17 protein-coding genes are annotated in these 19,598 nt (G+C 60.6%); 11 read left to right on the top strand and 6 right to left on the bottom strand.

Going from position 1 to position 19,598, the window contains the following annotated elements:
• Positions 1–50: 50 nt before the first annotated feature.
• The gene (locus PGR6_RS03975; RefSeq protein ID WP_018929524.1) at positions 51–767 is read right to left on the bottom strand and encodes an SIMPL domain-containing protein; all 717 of its coding nucleotides are present in this window, start codon (positions 765–767) and stop codon (positions 51–53) included.
• A gap of 366 nt (positions 768–1,133) precedes the next feature.
• Between PGR6_RS03975 and PGR6_RS03980 the strand changes: the two genes are divergently transcribed.
• The 4 genes from PGR6_RS03980 (at position 1,134) to PGR6_RS03995 (ending at position 5,685) form a co-directional block, all read left to right on the top strand.
• Entirely contained in the window at positions 1,134–2,396 is a 1,263-nt protein-coding gene (locus PGR6_RS03980; protein WP_018929525.1) for an ATP-binding protein, read from the top strand.
• Positions 2,389–2,949: a response regulator transcription factor gene (locus tag PGR6_RS03985; RefSeq protein ID WP_007939714.1), complete on the top strand. Its 561-nt coding sequence runs from the start codon at positions 2,389–2,391 to the stop codon at positions 2,947–2,949. Before PGR6_RS03980 ends, PGR6_RS03985 begins: the two co-directional genes overlap by 8 nt.
• A gap of 96 nt (positions 2,950–3,045) precedes the next feature.
• Positions 3,046–4,773, top strand: coding sequence for an ABC transporter ATP-binding protein/permease (locus tag PGR6_RS03990; RefSeq protein WP_064616159.1), 1,728 nt, complete (start codon positions 3,046–3,048; stop codon positions 4,771–4,773).
• Positions 4,774–4,938: 165 nt separating this feature from the next.
• Entirely contained in the window at positions 4,939–5,685 is a 747-nt protein-coding gene (locus PGR6_RS03995; RefSeq protein ID WP_064616160.1) for a FadR/GntR family transcriptional regulator, read from the top strand.
• A 70-nt stretch (positions 5,686–5,755) separates the two neighbouring features.
• Here the strand turns inward: PGR6_RS03995 and PGR6_RS04000 are convergent, their stop codons facing one another.
• The gene (locus tag PGR6_RS04000) at positions 5,756–6,130 is read right to left on the bottom strand and encodes a hypothetical protein (protein WP_064616161.1); all 375 of its coding nucleotides are present in this window, start codon (positions 6,128–6,130) and stop codon (positions 5,756–5,758) included.
• A 367-nt stretch (positions 6,131–6,497) separates the two neighbouring features.
• On the opposite strand from PGR6_RS04000, the gene kdgD reads away from it, so the two are divergent.
• The 4 genes from kdgD to garD all read left to right on the top strand — a co-directional run bounded on the left by kdgD (position 6,498) and on the right by garD (position 11,947).
• Positions 6,498–7,409 carry a 5-dehydro-4-deoxyglucarate dehydratase gene (kdgD, locus tag PGR6_RS04005; protein WP_007939720.1) on the top strand — a complete coding sequence of 304 codons (912 nt, stop codon included), beginning with the start codon at positions 6,498–6,500 and terminating at the stop codon, positions 7,407–7,409.
• A gap of 59 nt (positions 7,410–7,468) precedes the next feature.
• Positions 7,469–8,914, top strand: a complete 1,446-nt coding sequence (locus tag PGR6_RS04010) for an aldehyde dehydrogenase family protein (protein WP_018929530.1) — start codon at positions 7,469–7,471, stop codon at positions 8,912–8,914.
• 100 nt (positions 8,915–9,014) lie between these two features.
• The gene (locus tag PGR6_RS04015; protein ID WP_018929531.1) at positions 9,015–10,382 is read left to right on the top strand and encodes an MFS transporter; all 1,368 of its coding nucleotides are present in this window, start codon (positions 9,015–9,017) and stop codon (positions 10,380–10,382) included.
• 11 nt (positions 10,383–10,393) lie between these two features.
• On the top strand, positions 10,394–11,947 hold the full coding sequence (gene garD, locus PGR6_RS04020) for a galactarate dehydratase (protein ID WP_018929532.1): 1,554 nt from the start codon (positions 10,394–10,396) through the stop codon (positions 11,945–11,947).
• A 137-nt stretch (positions 11,948–12,084) separates the two neighbouring features.
• On the opposite strand, the gene mksF is transcribed toward garD, so the two are convergent.
• From mksF to mksB, 3 genes are read right to left on the bottom strand one after another with little or no spacing between them, the layout of a single operon-like run.
• Complete coding sequence (mksF, locus tag PGR6_RS04025; protein WP_018929533.1) at positions 12,085–14,925, bottom strand: Mks condensin complex protein MksF; 2,841 nt, start codon at positions 14,923–14,925, stop codon at positions 12,085–12,087.
• Entirely contained in the window at positions 14,922–15,623 is a 702-nt protein-coding gene (gene mksE, locus PGR6_RS04030; RefSeq protein ID WP_018929534.1) for an Mks condensin complex protein MksE, read from the bottom strand. The genes mksF and mksE overlap by 4 nt, the downstream gene beginning before the upstream one ends.
• The gene (gene mksB / locus PGR6_RS04035) at positions 15,613–16,890 is read right to left on the bottom strand and encodes an Mks condensin complex protein MksB (RefSeq protein ID WP_026286675.1); all 1,278 of its coding nucleotides are present in this window, start codon (positions 16,888–16,890) and stop codon (positions 15,613–15,615) included. The genes mksE and mksB overlap by 11 nt, the downstream gene beginning before the upstream one ends.
• A 220-nt stretch (positions 16,891–17,110) precedes the next feature.
• Here mksB and PGR6_RS04040 point away from each other — a divergent pair, with 220 nt between their 5' ends.
• Complete coding sequence (locus PGR6_RS04040) at positions 17,111–17,857, top strand: hypothetical protein (protein ID WP_064616162.1); 747 nt, start codon at positions 17,111–17,113, stop codon at positions 17,855–17,857.
• Entirely contained in the window at positions 17,850–18,302 is a 453-nt protein-coding gene (gene rimI, locus PGR6_RS04045) for a ribosomal protein S18-alanine N-acetyltransferase (protein ID WP_018929537.1), read from the top strand. Before PGR6_RS04040 ends, rimI begins: the two co-directional genes overlap by 8 nt.
• A 62-nt stretch (positions 18,303–18,364) precedes the next feature.
• Here rimI and PGR6_RS04050 read toward each other — a convergent pair whose 3' ends face one another.
• On the bottom strand, positions 18,365–18,769 hold the full coding sequence (locus tag PGR6_RS04050) for a hypothetical protein (RefSeq protein ID WP_064616163.1): 405 nt from the start codon (positions 18,767–18,769) through the stop codon (positions 18,365–18,367).
• A gap of 183 nt (positions 18,770–18,952) precedes the next feature.
• Between PGR6_RS04050 and can the strand changes: the two genes are divergently transcribed.
• On the top strand, positions 18,953–19,597 hold the full coding sequence (gene can, locus PGR6_RS04055; protein ID WP_007939732.1) for a carbonate dehydratase: 645 nt from the start codon (positions 18,953–18,955) through the stop codon (positions 19,595–19,597).
• The last annotated feature ends 1 nt before the right edge of the window (position 19,598 follow it).

Raw genomic sequence — 19,598 nt, forward strand, 5'->3', positions numbered from 1 at the left:
GTTTACTCGCGTGTACACCGCCCTGCCGTTTTCGTGTCCGGGTTATCGCATCAAGGCATCAACACTTCAATCGCCCCATCCGCTGTCATGCTGACCTGGCTGGTGCCGGCTTCAACTTCTGGCGTCACCGGTGCCGAATCCATGCCGGCGGCTTTCATCATCATCGGCCCGCGCATGTACGGTTGTGGATAGCCGTTGCTGTTGAGGTTCAGGTTGACGATTTTGTAGCTCTTGCCGCCCAGGGCGTCGGTGGCCAGTTGGGCGCGGGCCTTGAAGGCGGTCACGGCTTCTTTGAGCAGGGCGTCTTCGCTGGCTTTGCGGGTTGGCGTTGCGATGGCGAAGTCCATGCCGCCCATTTTCAGGTCGGTGAGCAATTCGCCGGTGAGTTTGGACAGGGCGGCGAAGTCCGAGCTTTCCAGGCGCAGTTCGGCGCGTTCGCGCCAGCCGGTGATTTTCTGGCCTTTGGTGTCGTAGATCGGGTAGCTGTTGCGGCTGCCTTGGCGCAGGGTGATGTCCTTGACCTGTTTGGCCTGGGCCAGCGCCTTGTTCATGGTAGTGCTGACGTCGGCGGCGAGTTTGGCCGGGTCGGTGTTTTGTTCTTCGGTGTAGAGGGTCACGATCATCAGGTCGCGGGCCACTTCCTGGCTGACTTCGGCGCGCAGGGAGATCTGGTTGTAATGCAACTCGTCGACGGCCAGGGCCGGGAGGCTGGCGGCGGTGCCAACGCTTAGGGCAAGAAGGGCGGCGCTGCGGCGCAATGTGTGCATGAAAAGCTCCTTGGACGATGCGCAGGGGTTAGGGTCCGAACCTGCGTGAAACCATCAGACTCTAGCTTCAATGGTCCGTTTCGCACAGTTACAACTTCTATACAGATGGAATGCTGGTGATCCTGTGGCGAGGGGGCTTGCCCCCGTTCGGCTGCGCAGCAGTCGCCATTCGGCAGATACAGTATGCAGGATCAAAACGCGGTGGCAGGTTTGGGACTGCTTCGCAGTCCAACGGGGGCAAGCCCCCTCGCCACAGGGGCACTCGTCACAAAAGAGCCTGTGGTCGTTTGCCGCACTTTCGCCTCTCAGGCCCGCGGCTTGGTTATACTCCGTGCGATCCGCCTGGAGCGCTCATCAGGAGAGCTCATGCTCGCCCCCGTACAATTGACTTCCGCCACTCGCCAGAACCTCTGGCGGCTGACTTTCATCCGGATTCTGGTGCTCGCCGCCCAGGCCGGCTCCGTAGGCCTGGCCTACTGGCTCCAGCTGCTGCCGTTGCCGTGGGTGCCGCTGGCGATGACCCTGGGCTGTTCGACGCTGTTGTGTGTGTTCACCGCCGTGCGCCTGCGCACTTCGTGGCCGGTTACCGAGCTTGAATACGCCCTGCAACTGGCCTGCGACCTGTTTATCCACAGCGCCTTGTTGTATTTCTCCGGTGGTTCGACCAACCCGTTCGTCTCTTATTACCTGGTGCCGCTGACCATCGCCGCCGTGACGCTGCCGTGGCGCTATTCGGTGATTCTGTCGGGTATCGCCCTGGCGCTGTATACGTTGCTGCTGGCGCGGTTCTACCCGCTGGAAACCTTCCCCATCGCCCGGGAAAACCTGCAGATCTACGGCATGTGGTTGAGTTTTGCCTTGGCCGCCGCCGTCATCACCTTCTTTGCTGCACGCATGGCTGAAGAGCTGCGTCGGCAGGAAGAGCTGCGTGCGATCCGTCGCGAGGAAGGCCTGCGCGATCAGCAATTGCTGGCCGTCGCGACTCAGGCTGCCGGTGCCGCCCATGAACTGGGCACGCCGCTGGCGACCATGAGCGTGTTGCTCAAAGAGATGCAGCAGGATCACCCCGACCCGATGTTGCAGGACGATTTGAAGGTTTTGCAGGATCAGGTCAAGTTGTGCAAGGAAACCTTGCAGCAGCTGGTGCGCGCCGCCGAGGCCAACCGTCGTATGGCGGTGGAGATGCAGGATGTCACCGACTGGCTCGACGAAGCGCTCAACCGCTGGCACCTGATGCGTCCTGAGGCCAGTTATCGCTTCCAGCGTCTGGGCCAGGGCACGGTGCCGCGCATGGCGCCGCCGCCGGATTTGACTCAAGCGCTGTTGAACCTGCTGAACAACGCCGCCGATGCCTGCCCTGAAGGCTTGCAAGTGACCCTGGACTGGACCGTCGAAGACTTGACCATCAGCATTCGCGACCATGGTGCCGGTGTACCGCTGGCTATCGCCGAGCAGATCGGCAAACCGTTTTTTACCACCAAGGGCAAAGGTTTCGGCCTGGGCCTGTTTTTGAGCAAGGCCAGCGTGACACGCGCCGGCGGCTCAGTGAAACTCTACAGTCATGAGGAAGGCGGCACGCTCACCGAGCTGCGCCTGCCCCGTGTCGCCCGAGGAGACGAACATGAGTGACGAGATCCAAGTTGAAGGCGAAGAACTGCCGCATTTGCTGCTGGTAGACGACGATGCAACCTTCACCCGCGTGATGGCCCGCGCCATGGCCCGCCGTGGTTTTCGCGTCAGCACCGCAGGTTCCGCCGAAGAGGGCCTGACCATCGCCCAGGCCGATATCCCTGATTACGCCGCGCTGGACCTGAAAATGGACGGCGATTCAGGCCTGGTGTTGCTGCCCAAGCTGCTCGAACTCGACCCGGACATGCGCGTGGTGATCCTCACCGGTTACTCGAGCATTGCCACCGCCGTCGAGGCAATCAAGCGCGGCGCCTGCAATTACCTGTGCAAACCGGCGGATGCCGATGACGTGCTGGCCGCGCTGCTCTCCGAGCACGCCGACCTCGACAGCCTGGTGCCGGAAAACCCGATGTCCGTGGACCGTCTCCAGTGGGAGCACATCCAGCGCGTCCTGACCGAGCACGAAGGCAACATCTCCGCCACCGCCCGTGCCCTGGGCATGCACCGCCGCACGCTGCAGCGCAAACTGCAGAAGCGTCCGGTCCGTCGCTGAACGAGCGCTGAACGGTTATCGCCAGCTCTCGCGATCACACGAGCCGATCATCTATGATCGGTTCGTGTGTGTTCTTTTCTTTATCGAGCCTTATCCATGAATCAGAACGCTGAATATTCCGCGGTCAACGATGCTGTGCGCGGGCAGTTTTTTCGCAAAGTGTGGGCGATGACCACGCCTTACTGGCGCAGCGAAGAGAAGGGCAAGGCCTGGACGCTGTTGATCGCTGTGATTGCGCTGTCATTGTTCAGCGTGGCGATTTCGGTGTGGATCAACAGTTGGTACAAAGACTTCTATAACGCCCTGCAAAAGAAGGACGAAGCAGCCTTCTGGCAGCTGATTCTGTATTTCTGCGGCATCGCCTCCGTGGCGATTCTTGGCGCGGTGTATCGGCTTTATCTGACTCAGATGCTGACCATTCGCTGGCGAGCCTGGCTCACCGAAAAGCACTTCGCCCGCTGGCTAGGCAGCAAGAATTACTATCAGCTGGAGCAGGGCGGTTACACCGATAACCCGGACCAGCGGATTTCCGAAGACCTCAATAAGTTCACCACCAACACCTTGGGCCTGGGCCTTGGGCTGATACGGAACATCGTCAGCCTGGTGTCGTTTTCGATCATTTTGTGGGGCGTGTCGGGCAGCATCGAAGTGTTTGGCTTCACGATCCCCGGCTACATGTTCTGGTGCGCACTGGTTTACGCCGCCGTCGGCAGCTGGCTGACGCATGTGATCGGTCGTCGCTTGATCAGCCTCAACAACAACCAGCAACGTTTCGAAGCCGACTTGCGTTTCTCCATGGTGCGGGTCCGCGAAAATGCGGAGAGCATTGCGCTGTACAACGGCGAACCCAACGAGAACCGTCGTCTGAGCAGTCGCTTCGGCCTGGTTTGGCACAACTTCTGGGACATCATGAAAGTGTCCAAGCGCCTGACTTTCTTCACCGCCGGTTATGCCCAGATTGCAATCATCTTTCCATTCATGGTCGCTGCGCCGCGTTACTTCGCCGGCAAGATCGAACTTGGTGAGCTGATGCAAATCAACTCCGCGTTCGGCAATGTGCAGGAGAACTTCAGCTGGTTCATCAGCGCGTACCAGGACCTTGCCGAGTGGCGCGCCACCTGTGATCGTCTGCTGAGTTTCCGTCAGGCCATGACCGACAACGAAGAGCGCGCGCCGGCCATCGACGTGCAGAATCAGGGTTCGGCACTACGGGTGCATAACCTTGGTCTTGACCTCGCTGACGGTCGTCATTTGCTGACCAATGCCGACATGACCGTGGAGGAGGGCGAGCGCGTCATGCTCAGCGGTCGTTCCGGCAGCGGCAAGTCGACCTTGCTGCGAGCGATGGGGCACCTTTGGCCAGCCGGCCACGGCAGCATTCGCCTGCCGACGGCGCGTTATCTGTTCCTGCCGCAAAAACCCTATCTGCCGATTGGCAGCCTGCGTGAGGCGTTGAGTTATCCACAACCGGGCGACACCTACCCGCACGAGCGCTACGTCCACGTGCTGGAAACCAGCCGCTTGCCGCACCTGGTTTCGCGTCTGGATGAAGCCAATCACTGGCAGCGCATGCTTTCGCCGGGTGAGCAGCAACGTCTGGCCTTCGCCCGTGCGCTGCTGTATGCGCCGCAATGGCTGTACATGGACGAAGCCACCTCGGCGATGGACGAAGAGGATGAAGCGTCGTTGTATCAGGCGTTGATCGATGAATTGCCGGGGCTGAGCATTGTCAGCGTCGGCCATCGCAGCAGCCTGAAACGTTTCCATCCACGGCATGTGCGCATCGAGAATGGTCACCTGGTGGACCAGGCCGTGACCGCCTGAACCTGTGGGAGCGTGGCTTGCCCGCGATGAACGATAACGCGGTTCGTCAGGAAACCGCGTCAAGGCCATCGCGGGCATGCCACGCTCCCACAGGTCAACGGTGATCGTACAACCCGCATGCGCTATGATGCGGTTTCAGCCGTTTTTTCGAGACAGACGTTCACCATGGAAAACCCGATCGACGCACCTCGCCTCCCTCGCAAGCGCCGCAGCCTCGCACAGGAATTGGTGACGGTGTTGTCCGAGCAGATCCGCGACGGTCAGCTCAAGCGTGGCGACAAATTGCCCACCGAGTCGGCGATCATGAATGCCCATGGCGTCAGCCGCACCGTGGTGCGTGAAGCGATCTCCCGTTTGCAGGCAGCAGGGCAAGTGGAAACCCGTCACGGCATCGGCACCTTCGTGCTCGACACCCCGAGCCCGAGCGGTTTTCGCATCGACCCGGCGACCGTGGTGACCTTGCTCGATGTATTGGCGATTCTGGAACTGCGCATCAGCCTGGAAGTGGAGTCCGCCGGCCTTGCCGCGCAACGTCGCAGCCCGGAGCAGTTAGCGGCGATGCGTGAGGCGCTGGACGCCTTAAACGAAAGTGCCGCCCACGCCGGCGATGCCGTGGCGTCGGACTTCCAGTTCCACCTGCAAATCGCCCTGGCCACCGGCAACCGCTACTTCACCGACATCATGACCCACCTGGGCACCAGCATCATTCCGCGCACACGCCTCAACTCCGCGCGCCTGGCCCATGACGACCAGCAGCACTACATGAGTCGCCTGAGCCGTGAACACGAAGAGATTTACGATGCGATTGCCCGGCAGGATTCCGATGCGGCGCGGGCGGCGATGCGCTTGCACCTGACCAATAGCCGTGAGCGGCTGCGCCAGGCGCATGAAGAGGCGCAGGCGCAAGGTTGAACGGTGCGTGGCAGGAAATCGTTCTACTCAAAAAAGCGCCTGACCGGTAAACGATCAGGCACGATGAGGGTCAGGCTTCGATAAACAGTATCAGGGGCTCAGAACACGGCTCCAGACTCGACTCGTCCGCGAGTTTGTAGCGCAATTCCACTTCTGTGTTCAGGTACTTTTCCAGTTCTGTTTTGGGGATTCGCAGTTCAATTCCCGTCAGTTTTACCATGTCGTCGCAGGCGTCGTCCCAGACGCCGGTAGGCTCTGCGAGGCCCTCCCAGTCAGGCTCTTCCGTATTTGTGCCGAGGATCGGGTAGACATCCCAGTTCGGCGGAATATCGTTCGGGTCCGGCACGCGGACGATCAAGTCTTCACTTAGGGTCGATAGCTGGATGGTTGCCCGATCGGCTGAGTGCTCCGGGAACTGCGGAAGGTGTGCAATAGCAAAAGTCATGTTGAATCGCTCTCCTTGAAAGATCTGCCGCGATCCTTCGCGGCAGTCGTCGCACTTTACCGGGCGTATCGGTGATCTGCCGAACCCGATCATGACCAGGCATTTCAAGGTTCAACACTGCGCGCAGGCAATGATCCTGGGGCGTTGAGTGAAAAATCCCCGAGGGTACTCTTCCGACAACGTATCTCCCTCCTAAGCTTGAAAGGCGCCGCTTTCACCCCTTTAAACAACAATGTTGTCTGACAAAAATACCCACCCAGTGATGAAATGCAGTTGACGGTTGTATTTTAAGTTGTACGATGACCTACAACTTCGGCGAAGGCTGAACGGTTTTCTCACACAACGTTGCTACCAGGGTGTTCGAATAATGAATCCACAAGAACTGAAGTCCATCCTCTCTTCCGGCTTGCTGTCGTTCCCGGTCACCGACTTCAATGCCCAGGGCGACTTCCATCGCGCGGGCTACATCAAGCGTCTCGAGTGGCTGGCCCCATACGGCGCCTCGGCGTTGTTCGCCGCAGGCGGTACCGGTGAGTTCTTCTCTCTGGCGGCCAGCGAATATTCGGAAATCATCAAGACTGCGGTCGACACCTGCGCCAGCAGCGTGCCAATCCTCGCCGGTGTCGGTGGTTCGACCCGCCAGGCTATCGAATACGCTCAGGAAGCCGAGCGCCTGGGGGCCAAAGGCCTGTTGCTGCTGCCGCACTACCTGACCGAAGCCAGCCAGGACGGCGTTGCCGCGCACGTTGAAGCCGTGTGCAAATCGGTAAAAATCGGCGTGGTGGTTTACAACCGCAATGTCTGCCGCCTGACCGCGCCGCTGCTGGAACGACTGGCCGAGCGCTGCCCGAACCTGATCGGCTACAAGGATGGCCTGGGCGATATCGAGCTGATGGTGTCGATCCGTCGCCGTCTCGGCGATCGTTTCAGCTACTTGGGCGGCTTGCCGACTGCTGAAGTCTACGCCGCGGCCTACAAGGCTTTGGGCGTACCGGTTTATTCCTCGGCGGTGTTCAACTTCATCCCGAAAACCGCGATGGATTTCTACCACGCCATTGCTCGCGAAGATCACGCCACCGTCGGCAAGATCATTGATGACTTCTTCCTGCCGTACCTGGATATCCGCAACCGCAAGGCCGGTTACGCGGTGAGCATCGTCAAGGCCGGGGCAAAAATTGCCGGCTATGACGCAGGCCCGGTGCGTGCACCGCTGACCGATCTGACGGGCGAAGAGTACGAAATGCTCGCCGCGCTGATCGACAAGCAGGGCGCGCAGTAACACTCGATAAAACCAGGGCCGCTGAGCGATCAGCGGCTTTTTGCGTGAGGAGATTTGTTGTGGCAGATGCAAAGCGTTTTGATAACTACATCAACGGTGAATGGGTGACGGGCAGTGATTACTGCGCCAACATCAACCCGTCCGAGCTGAGCGATACCCTCGGCGACTATGCCAAGGCTGATCTGGCGCAGGTCCACGCCGCCATCGACGCCGCCCGCGCTGCGTTTCCGGCATGGTCCACTTCCGGTATTCAGGCTCGGCACGATGCGCTGGATAAAGTCGGCAGCGAGATCCTCGCCCGTCGCGAAGAGCTCGGCACGTTGCTGGCCCGGGAAGAGGGCAAGACCCTGCCCGAAGCCATCGGCGAAGTGACCCGCGCCGGCAACATCTTCAAGTTCTTCGCCGGTGAATGCCTGCGTCTGTCCGGTGACTACGTGCCGTCGGTGCGTCCGGGCGTCAATGTCGAAGTCACTCGCGAAGCGCTGGGCGTGGTCGGCCTGATCACGCCATGGAACTTTCCGATCGCGATCCCGGCGTGGAAAATCGCTCCGGCTTTGGCTTACGGCAACTGCGTGGTGCTGAAACCTGCCGATCTGGTGCCGGGCTGTGCCTGGGCGCTGGCGGAAATCATCTCCCGCGCCGGTTTCCCGGCCGGCGTGTTCAACCTGGTGATGGGCAGCGGGCGAGTAGTCGGCGAGGCGCTCGTCAACAGCCCGAAAGTCGATGGCATCAGCTTCACCGGTTCGGTCGGCGTGGGCCGGCAGATCGCGGTCAATTGCGTGTCGCGCCAGGCCAAGGTGCAGCTGGAGATGGGCGGCAAGAACCCGCAGATCATTCTCGACGATGCCGACCTCAAGCAAGCGGTCGAACTGTCGGTGCAGAGCGCGTTCTACTCCACCGGCCAGCGTTGCACCGCGTCGAGCCGTCTTATCGTCACCGCCGGGATTCACGACAAATTCGTCGAAGCCATGGCTGAGCGCATGAAGTCGATCAAGGTCGGTCATGCGTTGAAGTCCGGCACCGACATCGGCCCTGTGGTCTCGCAAGCGCAGTTGGAACAGGACCTGAAGTACATCGACATCGGCCAGTCCGAAGGTGCGCGTCTGGTCAGCGGCGGTGGTCTGGTGACGTGCGACACCGAGGGTTACTTCCTCGCCCCGACGCTGTTTGCCGACAGCGAAGCTGCGATGCGCATCAGCCGCGAAGAGATCTTCGGCCCGGTGGCCAACATCGTTCGCGTAGCGGATTACGACGCTGCACTGGAAATGGCCAACGACACCGAGTTCGGCCTGTCGGCGGGTATCGCCACTACGTCGCTGAAGTACGCCAACCACTTCAAGCGCCATTCCCAGGCCGGGATGGTGATGGTCAACCTGCCGACCGCCGGTGTGGATTACCACGTTCCGTTCGGTGGGCGTAAAGGTTCATCCTATGGTTCACGTGAGCAAGGTCGCTATGCGCAAGAGTTCTACACGGTCGTAAAAACTGCCTACATCGGTTCCTGATACACCGCAATACCTGTAGGCGCCGGCTCCCATAAAAGCCGGCGCCTACAAATAAATCGTTATTACCCGCATAAAAATAATCAGTGGGAGTACATCTACAATGCAATCGACCAAGCCGACTCACGTCCGCTATTTGATTTTGCTCATGCTGTTTCTGGTGACCACGATCAACTACGCCGACCGGGCGACCATCGCGATCGCAGGCTCCAGCCTGCAAAAAGACCTCGGCATCGACGCGGTCACTCTCGGTTATATCTTCTCCGCATTCGGTTGGGCCTACGTGGCCGGGCAAATTCCCGGTGGCTGGTTGCTGGACCGGTTCGGTTCGAAAAAAGTCTATGCCCTGAGCATCTTTACCTGGTCGCTGTTCACCGTACTGCAAGGCTATGTCGGTGAGTTCGGGCTTTCCACCGCCGTCGTCGCGCTGTTCATGCTGCGCTTTCTGGTGGGCCTGGCCGAAGCGCCATCCTTCCCCGGCAACGCACGCATCGTAGCGGCGTGGTTCCCGACCGCAGAACGCGGCACCGCCTCGGCGATCTTCAACTCGGCGCAATACTTCGCCACCGTACTGTTTGCGCCGCTGATGGGCTGGATCGTCTACAGCTTCGGCTGGCAGCACGTGTTCATCGTCATGGGCGTGATCGGCATCATCTTCTCGGGGATCTGGCTGAAAGTTATCCACAGTCCGCGCCAGCACCCGATGATTAACGACGCCGAGTTCAAGCACATCGCCGACAACGGCGGCATGGTCGACATGGACCAGGACAAAGGTAAAGGTAAAAAGGTCGACGGTCCGAAGTGGGACTACATCCGCCAGTTGCTGACCAACCGCATGATGCTCGGCGTGTACCTGGGCCAGTACTGCATCAACGGCATCACCTACTTCTTCCTGACCTGGTTCCCGGTGTACCTGGTGCAAGAACGCGGCATGACCATCCTCAAGGCCGGTTTCATTGCCTCGTTGCCGGCAATCTGCGGGTTTATCGGTGGCGTGCTCGGCGGAGTGATTTCTGACTATCTGCTGCGCAAGGGCCACTCGCTGACCTTCGCCCGCAAGGCGCCGATCATCGCCGGTCTGCTGGTTTCCAGCAGCATCGTGGCTTGCAACTATGTCGATATCGAATGGATGGTGGTCGGCTTCATGGCCCTGGCCTTCTTCGGCAAAGGTGTGGGCGCATTGGGCTGGGCGGTGGTGTCCGATACCTCGCCGAAACAGATCGCCGGTTTGAGTGGTGGCCTGTTCAACATGTTCGGCAACATTGCGTCGATCACCACGCCGATTGTCATCGGTTACATCATCAGCTCCACCGGCTCCTTCAAATGGGCGCTGGTGTTCGTCGGTTGCAACGCGCTGGTCGCGGTATTCAGCTACCTGGTGATCGTTGGCCCGATCAAACGTGTGGTACTCAAAGAGCCGCCAGTCAGCGGTCCTGAAACGAACAACAAGTTATCTGAAGCGCATTCCTGAGGAGCGGCGTCATGCAGTTGATTGAACATTCCGACTCGCCGCGCTACATCCGCCTGCACGAGCGGGACAATGTGGTGATCGTGGTCAACGATCAGGGCGTACCGGCCGGCACCGAATTCCCCGATGGCCTGGTCACCGTGGATTTCGTGCCGCAGAGCCACAAGGTCACCCTCGAGGACATTCCCGAGGGCGGCCAGGTGATTCGATACGGCCAGACGATCGGCTACGCGTTGCAGCCGATTCCTCGCGGCAGTTGGGTCAAGGAAGATCAACTGCGCATGCCCACCGCGCCACCGCTGGACAGCTTGCCGCTATCCACCGAAGTGCCGGCCGCGCAGGCACCGCTGGAAGGCTTCACCTTCGAGGGCTATCGCAACGCCGACGGCACCGTCGGCACGCGCAACATTCTCGGCATCACCACCACCGTGCAGTGCGTCACCGGCGTGCTGGATCACGCGGTAAAACGCATCAAGGACGAGTTGCTGCCCAAGTACCCGAACGTCGATGACGTGGTGGCGCTGACCCACAGTTACGGCTGTGGCGTGGCGATCACCGCCACCGACGCGTACATCCCGATCCGCACCGTGCGCAATCTGGCGCGCAACCCGAACCTGGGGGGCGAGGCGCTGGTAATCAGCCTGGGCTGCGAGAAATTGCAGGCCGGGCAGGTGATGCATGAGAACGATAGCTCGGTAGATTTGAGCGAGCCGTGGTTGTATCGCTTGCAGGATTCCAGTCACGGTTTCACCGAGATGATCGAGCAGATCATGGCGCTGGCCGAAACCCGTTTGAAGAAGCTCGATCAACGCCGCCGGGAAACCGTGCCTGCGTCCGAGCTGATCCTCGGCATGCAGTGCGGCGGCAGCGATGCGTTCTCCGGGATCACCGCCAACCCGGCCCTGGGCTATGCCTCGGACCTGTTACTGCGGGCTGGTGCGACGGTGATGTTTTCCGAAGTCACCGAAGTGCGCGATGCGATTTACCTGCTGACGTCCCGGGCGGAAACCGAAGAAGTCGCTCAGGAGCTGGTGCGGGAAATGGACTGGTACGACCGTTACCTGGCCAAGGGCGAAGCGGATCGCAGCGCCAACACCACGCCGGGGAACAAGAAGGGCGGGTTGTCGAACATTGTCGAGAAGTCCTTGGGCTCGATCGTCAAATCCGGCAGCAGCGCGATCAACGGGGTGCTTGGCCCTGGGGAACGGTTCAAGCGCAAAGGGCTGATTTTCTGTGCGACCCCGGCCAGTGATTTTGTCTGCGGGACGTTGCAGTTGGCGGCGGGGATGAACCTGCATGTGTTCACCACCGGGCGTGGTACGCCTTATGGATTGGCGATGGCGCCAGTGGTGAAGGTCTCGACTCGCACAGAACTGGCGCAGCGCTGGCCGGACCTGATCGACATCGATGCCGGGCGGATTGCCACCGGGCGGGCGTCGATCGAAGACCTCGGCTGGGAGTTGTTCCACTACTACCTGGACGTGGCCAGCGGCAAGAAACAGACGTGGGCGGAGCAGCACAAGCTGCATAACGACATCACCTTGTTCAACCCGGCGCCGATCACGTAAGACAGCGTTATCGTTCATTGCGGGCTTGTCCGCGAAGGGGCCTTGGAACTGACTGAAGGTTTCAAGAATGTACCCATAAATAAAAAGGCCGCGATCCATATTGGATCGCGGCCTTTTCATTGGCTTCGATTCAGGCGTCAGACCGCATCCAGCTCCGGTTCGTCCGCCTGGATGTTAACGGTTGCTTTCACTTCATCGTGACGACGGATGAACTTCCAGTCCGCCTCGTCGATGTAGATACCGTTCGGGCCGCTGCCGCCTTCCAGGTCGATGGCGACGCTGGCGCAGACTTGCGGCTTCACACTCGCCAGGATCGGCACGAAGCCCAGTTGCAGGCTGGTTTCCAACAGCGCTGCCTGGTTCTTCTCGTCGATGTCTGCTGCCTCGTCGAGGTAGTACGGCAGGCGCACGCGACCGGCCTGGTCGCGGTCCATCAAGTGCAGCAACAAGTACATGTTGGTCAGCGCCTTGATGGTCATGGTGGTGCCGTTGGACGCCGCGCCGTCGATGTCGGTGTGGATCACCGGTTGGCCATTGACCTTGGTGATCTCGAACGCCAGTTCGAACAGATCCTTGAGACCGAGCTGGTTGTGGTTGGCCGCCACCAGCCGTGCCAGGTATTCCTTGGCTTCTTCGTTCTTGTTGTCCTGCTCGGCGCTTTGGCTCAAGTCGAAGACGGAGAGGGTTTCGCCTTCTTCGTACTGACCGGCGCTGTGGATGATCTGGTCAATGTGCTTGAGCGCTTCCTTGTTCGGCGCGAGCACGATACGGAAACTCTGCAGGTTGGAGACCTGACGTTTGTTGATCTCACGGTTGAACAGCGCCAGTTGATGTTCGAGGCTGTCGTAGTCGCTGCGGATGTTGCGCAGGGTCCGGGCGATGTCGGTAACCGCCGCGCGACGCGCCTTGCCGAGGGTCAGGGCTTCATCGGTGCGGTGTGCGTACGCGTTGATCAGCAGTTGCAGGCGACGTTCCATATCGTCTTCGCTGTCGAACTTGGCCACGCCCTTGAGGCGAACCTGCGCGTAGAGCGCGTCGATCTGCCCGTCGGCCCGCAGCAGGCCTTGCCAGCTGTCCTGATAGTCATTGAGCAATGGCAGCAGGTTGTCCATGGAGTCGTCGACCGGGTCCATGAACGGCGTGCCGAACGGCAGGTCGGCCGGCAACAGCTGACGGCGGCGCAGGGCATCGTCGAGGGTGCGTTGCTTGGCTTCCATGTCACCGATCTGCCGGCCGACCAATTGCAGCTTGGCCGACAGTTGCTGGACGCGTTCGGTGAAGGCATCGCTGGAGCGTTTCAACTCGTCCTGGGCGGCTTCCATCTGCGCCAATTGCTCAAGCTTGTCGCCTTCTTCGGCGCTCAGGGTTTGCGCGCGGCGGAAGTCTTCCAGGGCTTTCTGCGCATCCAGCACCTGTTGGTACAGCGCCTCGGTCTGGGTCTTGCTGGCCGCACGGTCGGCTGCTACGGCTTGCTGGGTTTTCAGTTGCTTGAGTTCTTTGTCCAGACGCTCTTTCTGATCGCGCAGTGCCGCACGGTCGGCCAAGGCTTGCAGGGCCGGTGGCTCGATGTGCGACAGGTCGATGGACAGGCCCGGCACTTCGAAGCGCTCGCCTTTGAAGCCATCGAGGATCAGCTCCATGGATTTGACCCATTCACCGTCCTCATCCAGCGCAATGCCGTGTTCGCCCAACGGCAGGCTGAACAGCGCGCTGTTGAACAGCCGCATCAGGCGCTCGACGTCCTGCTGCGAGAACTCTTCGCGCAGACGGGCATAGCTGTTGTTGTCAGCGTGATCGAGTTGTTGCTTCACCGATTTCAGGCGTTTTTCCAGATCCCGCAGACGCTCTTCCAGGTCTTCGGCCGAAAACTGCCGCGACTGGGCCAGCGCACCGGCCAGTTCATCGTGCGCGTCCTTGGCGGCGAGCAATTGCTGTTCGAGGACTTTGACGTCATCGACCAGGGCGAAGCGATGCTTGAGCACCGACAATTCGCCGAGCCAGCGCTGGATGCCGGTGATTTCCCGCTCCAGGCGCATCAGCTCTTGAGTGCCACCGCGTTGATCGTTTTGCAGGGCGTCCTGCTCGTTGCGGTAGTGCTCGGCCTGAATCGTCAGTTCTTCCTTGCGAGCACTGGCGTAGTCCGACCAGGTGCCGAGCAGGGAATCGAGCAGCGGCGACAGGCGATGCAGTTTGCCGCGCAGGATATCCCGCTGTTTCACGCCGTTGGCCAAGGCTTCGACCAAGGGACCGGCCGCGACCAGCGAGTTGTAGTCCTGCTCCATGCGGCGGACATCGCGGAACGCTTCTTCGCACGCGGCGATGTAATCGACACTGCCGGAACGCAGGCTGTGTTCGAAGGCATCGAGGAACAGCTGCTTGAGCTTGGCCGCGGTGATTTCACGCATGTGCAGCAGGTTGATGAACAGGGCGCGGAAGGTCTTCAGGCTCTGCTCACTGGTGGAGCGCAGCGGGATCAGCGTCAGGTCGAGCGGAATCGAGGTGTGGCCGCCCACCAGCAAACGACGCAGTTCATCCGGCTTGAGTTCGTAGGCTTTCAGGCCTTCGCGCTCAAGATTGGTGAACAGCTCTTTCTGCCGCAGGCAGGTGTCGTCTTTCTGATAATGAGCCAGGTCGAGTTTGCCGGCGTAGGCAAAGAACTGGTGACCGAAACCACCACCCGGGCCGCGACCGACCACGCCAATCACGTGCGGGCCGTGGGGCAGGGAGACTTCGACGAGGATGTAACTGGTGTCCGAGGCGAAGTAGAAACGCCGCGATTGTTCCAGGCTGTACTTGCCGAAACTCATGTCCGACATGCGCGCCAGAATCGGGAACTGCAAGGCGTTGATCGAGGCGGACTTACCAAGGTTGTTCGCGCCGTAGACCGACAGCGGCTCTTCCAGCGGGAACAGGCCGAGGCTGTAACCGGCGGTGTTCAAAAGGGCAAAGCGGCGAATGCCGTAGCGTTCCTTGCTCATGCGTCGGTCTCCTGTTCTTCGGCAATGGCGCGGGCCAGGGCGTCTTCTTCGCTCTCTTCTTCAAACTCGGTGAGATCGAGCGGGTCGTCGGTCTGCAGCAGCTTTTCGTCGCTGTCTTCGTCGATCAGCACCGGCGCCGGCAACGGCAGCACGCTGTGCAGGCTGGCGGCCAGGTCGCGGTCTTGCTGGACCGACAGGCAGACATCGAGGAAGCGGTGCATCGGCGGCAGGAAACGGTAGACACCGTTTTCTTCGCCGGCGAATCCGAGCTGGGTCATGCGGCGCATGATTTTTTCTTCGAGTTCTTCGACGGTCTGCACTTCGGCCTGGATAAACAGGTCGCGGTACTTTTCCAGCAACGATGGCAATTCATCGCGACCGAGGCTGCCACCGTCGAGCACGGCGATCGGGTCGCGGCCCTGGTCGGCCAGGTGTTCGACGAGGATGAAGGTGAACAGCGCCAGACGTTGCGCCGTTTTGTTTACCGCCGCCGCAGCCAGGTCCGGCACGAAGTAGTAGAAACCACGGGTGTCGCACACCAGTTCAAAACCCAACGCCTTGAACAGGGTGCGGTACTGGTCCTGGAAGTTCGACAGTTGGGCGTACAGCTCCGGGTCGCGGCGGCTGACGTGGTAGCCCTTGAACAGCTCGCGAAAGATCGGCGCCAGCTGGGACAGTTCGTTTAGATCAAGATGCATGTGGGGTGCTCGCAGAATCCTCGGCGGCGGTGTCGCGGGCCGAGAGCAGGGCGAAGGAGCGCAGGCTGACCTGATGCTCGTGAGTATGGTAATCGCGGCGTTCCAGACGCTCGCGCTTGAAGCGTTTTTCCCGCGACAGGCGCGAGAACCAGTAGAGCAATTCGTCGGTGGCGCCGTCCGGCTCCTGCTCCAGCAGCCAGCTCATCAGGTCCGGCATTGGCAGGGCATCTTCGCAACGTTCGAGCATTTCCCGAACCGTGCGTGGCGCGCGCGGGGCTTCGCCTTTCTGGGTCTTGTGGGCCTTGGGGAAACGCGCCGGTTTCGGCTCGAAACGGGCCAGGGCGTAGACATAGGCTTCGACTTGGCTGGCACTGCCGAGGAAGGTGCTTTGCGGGCGGGTGAACAGCGGCATCGCGGCTTGCGGCACCGCATCGATGCCTTTACGACGAATGGCCGACAACGCCAGGGCTGCGCCACGGGTCACGGCGTTGTGCCGGCGGGCTTCTTCGCGCAGCGGCAGCAGCAGCTCGCGGGCGTGACGCAGGGTCAACTGGGCGCTGGTCTGCATTTCGAGGATGCGCGCGTGGGTGCGCAGCAGCATGTCGTCGTCGACCAGATGGCCGAGGCGCTGCTGTTCGGTGAGCATGCGCAACAACACGTTCTCAACCTTGCGCACGCCTTGTTCGAAGGCGCCGTCGGCATTCACCAGCTGAATCATCGGTTCGACGTATTCGTCCCAGGTCGCCAGCACTTCAGCATAACGCTGACGCAGCGGAATCTGCCGGTCGCTGGTCTTGGCCCGTTCGGCGACGGCCACCAAGGCCTGTTCGTCGTTGGCGAGTTTCTTCAGCACGTCCCGCACGCGCATGTCGAGCAGGCGCAACTGGCGCGCCAGATCGTTGCCGTCGCGAATGTCGAAGGCGTCCTGGATGTAACCGGCCAGGCGTTCGAGGTGGCGCAGATAGGCTTCGATTTCCAGGCACAGGCCCAGACGGTGCTCACGGCGCAGGTAAGCGAGGAAGTCATGGATCTGCGCGTTGAGCTCGAAACGGTTCGGGCTTTTCGCCACGGGAACCAGAATGTCGAGGCGAATCCACACGTCCAGCAGGCTGGTGATGTCCTGCGGTGTGCTGTCCAGTTGCTGGGCGGCCAACTGTGAACGCAGTTCGTTGAGGCTCAGGGTGCCTTGGTCGAAGTGCTCGCACAGTGGCTCCAGAAGTGCCCAGTGTTCAGCGAGGGCGCGCAAGACGCGCTTGGGTTCGATCATCGGAATGGCCGGCTGGTTGGCAATTAAAAGCCGCGATTGTACTTCATCGCAGCCGTATCGATTCACTCTGGGGATGGGCTGTCGCTTCTTCTATCGGTGAAGTCTATCGATCAAGCGTGGGCGATCTTGAGCGAAGGGCGGTAGAATCACCGCACTTTAGTTATCCACAAGTGGCCGACCTTTGCTTATCGAGTCCCGTCGCCGCGCTTATTTGACCGCCATGCAGGTGGTCAACTGGCTGCCGCGCACCGAATTGCCCTTTGCTGCGCCATCGCGGCCCGAACTGCTGGAGATGCCCGAGCCAGCGGTCGTCGCCCCGGTTGCACCTGCTCCGGTGGCGCAGACGCCCGTGGAACCCGCGGCCAAACCGGCCGAGCGGGTGAAAATCGAGGTGCCACGGCCGACGCCATCGGCTGGAAAACCAGCAAGCAAAGCGACGCAAGAGAGCGAAGAGGTACCGCTCGTCGCCAAGGCTGCGCCAGTGCCGCCGCCGCGTTTCGCTCTGCAATTGCTGCGAGCCGGTCGCTGCCTGTTGCTGGTGGAGTTACCCACAGGCGAAACTTTCCAGACCCGCGACCCCGCTTATCTGTTGCTCAAAGACATGCTGCGCGCCGCCGGCCTGCCGGACAGCCCGCAGATCGTCGGCGAGCCGGTGCGCTGGCCGCTGCTGGCTCGCGGCACAATGGACCAAGGGCCGGAAGCGGCTCGGGATTTCGTACAAGGTTTTCTGTCGGCCCGCCTGGAAGACGCACCGTGCGTCTGTCTGTGGCTGATCGGCCTGCCGGCGGTGCGTTTTGCCGGTGAGGCCAACGCCGAATCCTTCAACCGTGAACTTCAGGTCGAAGGCCTGGGGTCGGTCTGGGCCTTGCCGGGCCTGGAGTTATTAATGGAAGAGCCACAGCGTAAGGCTGATGTCTGGCAAGCCATGCGTCGGCTGATGGCGCGTTGGAAAGAATCGAATGAGTGACGCTGTATCGTTCCGCCCGATGACCGAGGCGGACCTGGACGCTGTACTGAAAATCGAATACGCAGCCTACAGCCATCCCTGGACTCGCGGGATTTTTCTCGATGGCCTGGGCAAGTACCAGATCTGGCTGATGTTCGAAGGGCAGCAGCAGGTCGGTCATGGCGTAGTGCAGATCATCCTTGATGAGGCGCATCTGCTGAACATCACCGTCAAACCGGAAAATCAGGGCCGCGGCCTGGGCTTGACGCTGCTGGAGCATTTGATGTCGATTGCCTACAAAGCTGAGGCGCGGGAATGTTTTCTGGAAGTGCGTGACAGCAACCGGGCGGCATTTCGGTTGTATGAGCGGTATGGGTTTAACGAGATCGGGCGTCGGCGGGATTACTACCCGGCGGTTGGCGGGCGGGAAGATGCGGTGGTGATGGCTTGCACCTTGGTTGATTGATCGTTTCTAAAGCCTTCGCGGGCGAGGCTTGCCCGCGAAGGCGTCTTCACGAACGTCAACGATCAAAGCTTGCCGTCCAATGGATCCTGCTGTGCCAGTTCCTCTTCATCCAGCCCATCGCCCCCACCGATATCGTCCTCGTCGACAATGCGCAACTCCCAATCCGCCTGGCCGTCTTCACCCGCTTCGTGGGCATCCCGTGCGCCGTCTTCACGGATCAGGGTTTCCGGGGTCAAGTCATCGTCGGTGGCGTCATTGTCATTGGTCGAGCCCCCAGTCATGCGGGGTTTACGGACGCGCGCGTCGGGCATCTGCTGTGCATGCTCGTGTTCAGGTGTCAGGTCGCCGATTCTGGTGCCGGGTTCTTCCTCGTCGAAATCCAGCTCATGCACCGAGCCCATGCGGTCTTCATCGTCGTCGATGGGCTCGGGTGGCTCCTGATCGAACGGACGTCGTGAATCAGTCATGGCAATTCCTCATACTGTAGGCCCTACTACAATTGACCCACTGGGCTGCCGAGAATTCCCGCGGGCATGGAGCGCCGGCTAGCCGCTACATACATCAGGACATCAGGGGGATCTGCATCTCGTGCGTGACCCCGACGGGCGGTTGTCTGTCAAAGCAGTGCATCATTCTCGAGGCTTCATTGCATGAACGACTTACAAGATCTGATTGATAACAACGAACGCTGGGCTGATGCGATCACCCGCGAAGATCCTGATTTTTTTGCCAAGCTAGCCCGTCAGCAAACCCCGGAATACCTGTGGATCGGCTGTTCAGACGCACGCGTGCCAGCCAACGAAATCGTCGGCATGCTGCCGGGTGATCTGTTCGTGCACCGCAACGTGGCCAACGTGGTGCTGCACACCGACCTCAACTGCCTGTCGGTGATTCAGTATGCGGTGGATGTACTCAAGGTCAAACACATCCTGGTGACCGGCCACTACGGCTGCGGCGGTGTACGCGCCTCGATGCAGGATCGTCAGTTGGGCCTGATCGACGGCTGGTTGCGCTCGATTCGTGATCTCTACTATGAAAAACGCGACGAACTGGCCAAGTTGCCCACCGAAGAAGAGCGGGTCGACCGCCTCTGTGAGCTCAATGTGATCCAGCAGGTGGCCAACGTCGGTCACACCAGCATTGTGCAAAATGCCTGGCACCGCGGGCAGAGCCTGTCGATCCACGGCTGCATCTATGGCATCAAGGACGGTCGCTGGAAGAGCCTGAACGCCACCATCAGCGGTTTCGAGCAGTTGCCGCCGCAGTACCGTTTGCGCCCGGTCGAGGCACTGTAAA

It is taken from the genome of Pseudomonas sp. GR 6-02, from assembly GCF_001655615.1.
Taxonomy (GTDB): domain Bacteria; phylum Pseudomonadota; class Gammaproteobacteria; order Pseudomonadales; family Pseudomonadaceae; genus Aquipseudomonas.

Coding starts and splice junctions, on each gene's coding strand:
- PGR6_RS03975 (WP_018929524.1), bottom strand. CDS start 767: ATGCACACATTGCGCCGCAGCGCCGCCCTTCTTGCCCTAAGCGTTGGC.
- PGR6_RS03980 (WP_018929525.1), top strand. CDS start 1,134: ATGCTCGCCCCCGTACAATTGACTTCCGCCACTCGCCAGAACCTCTGG.
- PGR6_RS03985 (WP_007939714.1), top strand. CDS start 2,389: ATGAGTGACGAGATCCAAGTTGAAGGCGAAGAACTGCCGCATTTGCTG.
- PGR6_RS03990 (WP_064616159.1), top strand. CDS start 3,046: ATGAATCAGAACGCTGAATATTCCGCGGTCAACGATGCTGTGCGCGGG.
- PGR6_RS03995 (WP_064616160.1), top strand. CDS start 4,939: ATGGAAAACCCGATCGACGCACCTCGCCTCCCTCGCAAGCGCCGCAGC.
- PGR6_RS04000 (WP_064616161.1), bottom strand. CDS start 6,130: ATGACTTTTGCTATTGCACACCTTCCGCAGTTCCCGGAGCACTCAGCC.
- kdgD (WP_007939720.1), top strand. CDS start 6,498: ATGAATCCACAAGAACTGAAGTCCATCCTCTCTTCCGGCTTGCTGTCG.
- PGR6_RS04015 (WP_018929531.1), top strand. CDS start 9,015: ATGCAATCGACCAAGCCGACTCACGTCCGCTATTTGATTTTGCTCATG.
- garD (WP_018929532.1), top strand. CDS start 10,394: ATGCAGTTGATTGAACATTCCGACTCGCCGCGCTACATCCGCCTGCAC.
- mksF (WP_018929533.1), bottom strand. CDS start 14,925: ATGAGCAAGGAACGCTACGGCATTCGCCGCTTTGCCCTTTTGAACACC.
- mksE (WP_018929534.1), bottom strand. CDS start 15,623: ATGCATCTTGATCTAAACGAACTGTCCCAGCTGGCGCCGATCTTTCGC.
- mksB (WP_026286675.1), bottom strand. CDS start 16,890: ATGATCGAACCCAAGCGCGTCTTGCGCGCCCTCGCTGAACACTGGGCA.
- PGR6_RS04040 (WP_064616162.1), top strand. CDS start 17,111: ATGCAGGTGGTCAACTGGCTGCCGCGCACCGAATTGCCCTTTGCTGCG.
- rimI (WP_018929537.1), top strand. CDS start 17,850: ATGAGTGACGCTGTATCGTTCCGCCCGATGACCGAGGCGGACCTGGAC.
- PGR6_RS04050 (WP_064616163.1), bottom strand. CDS start 18,769: ATGACTGATTCACGACGTCCGTTCGATCAGGAGCCACCCGAGCCCATC.
- can (WP_007939732.1), top strand. CDS start 18,953: ATGAACGACTTACAAGATCTGATTGATAACAACGAACGCTGGGCTGAT.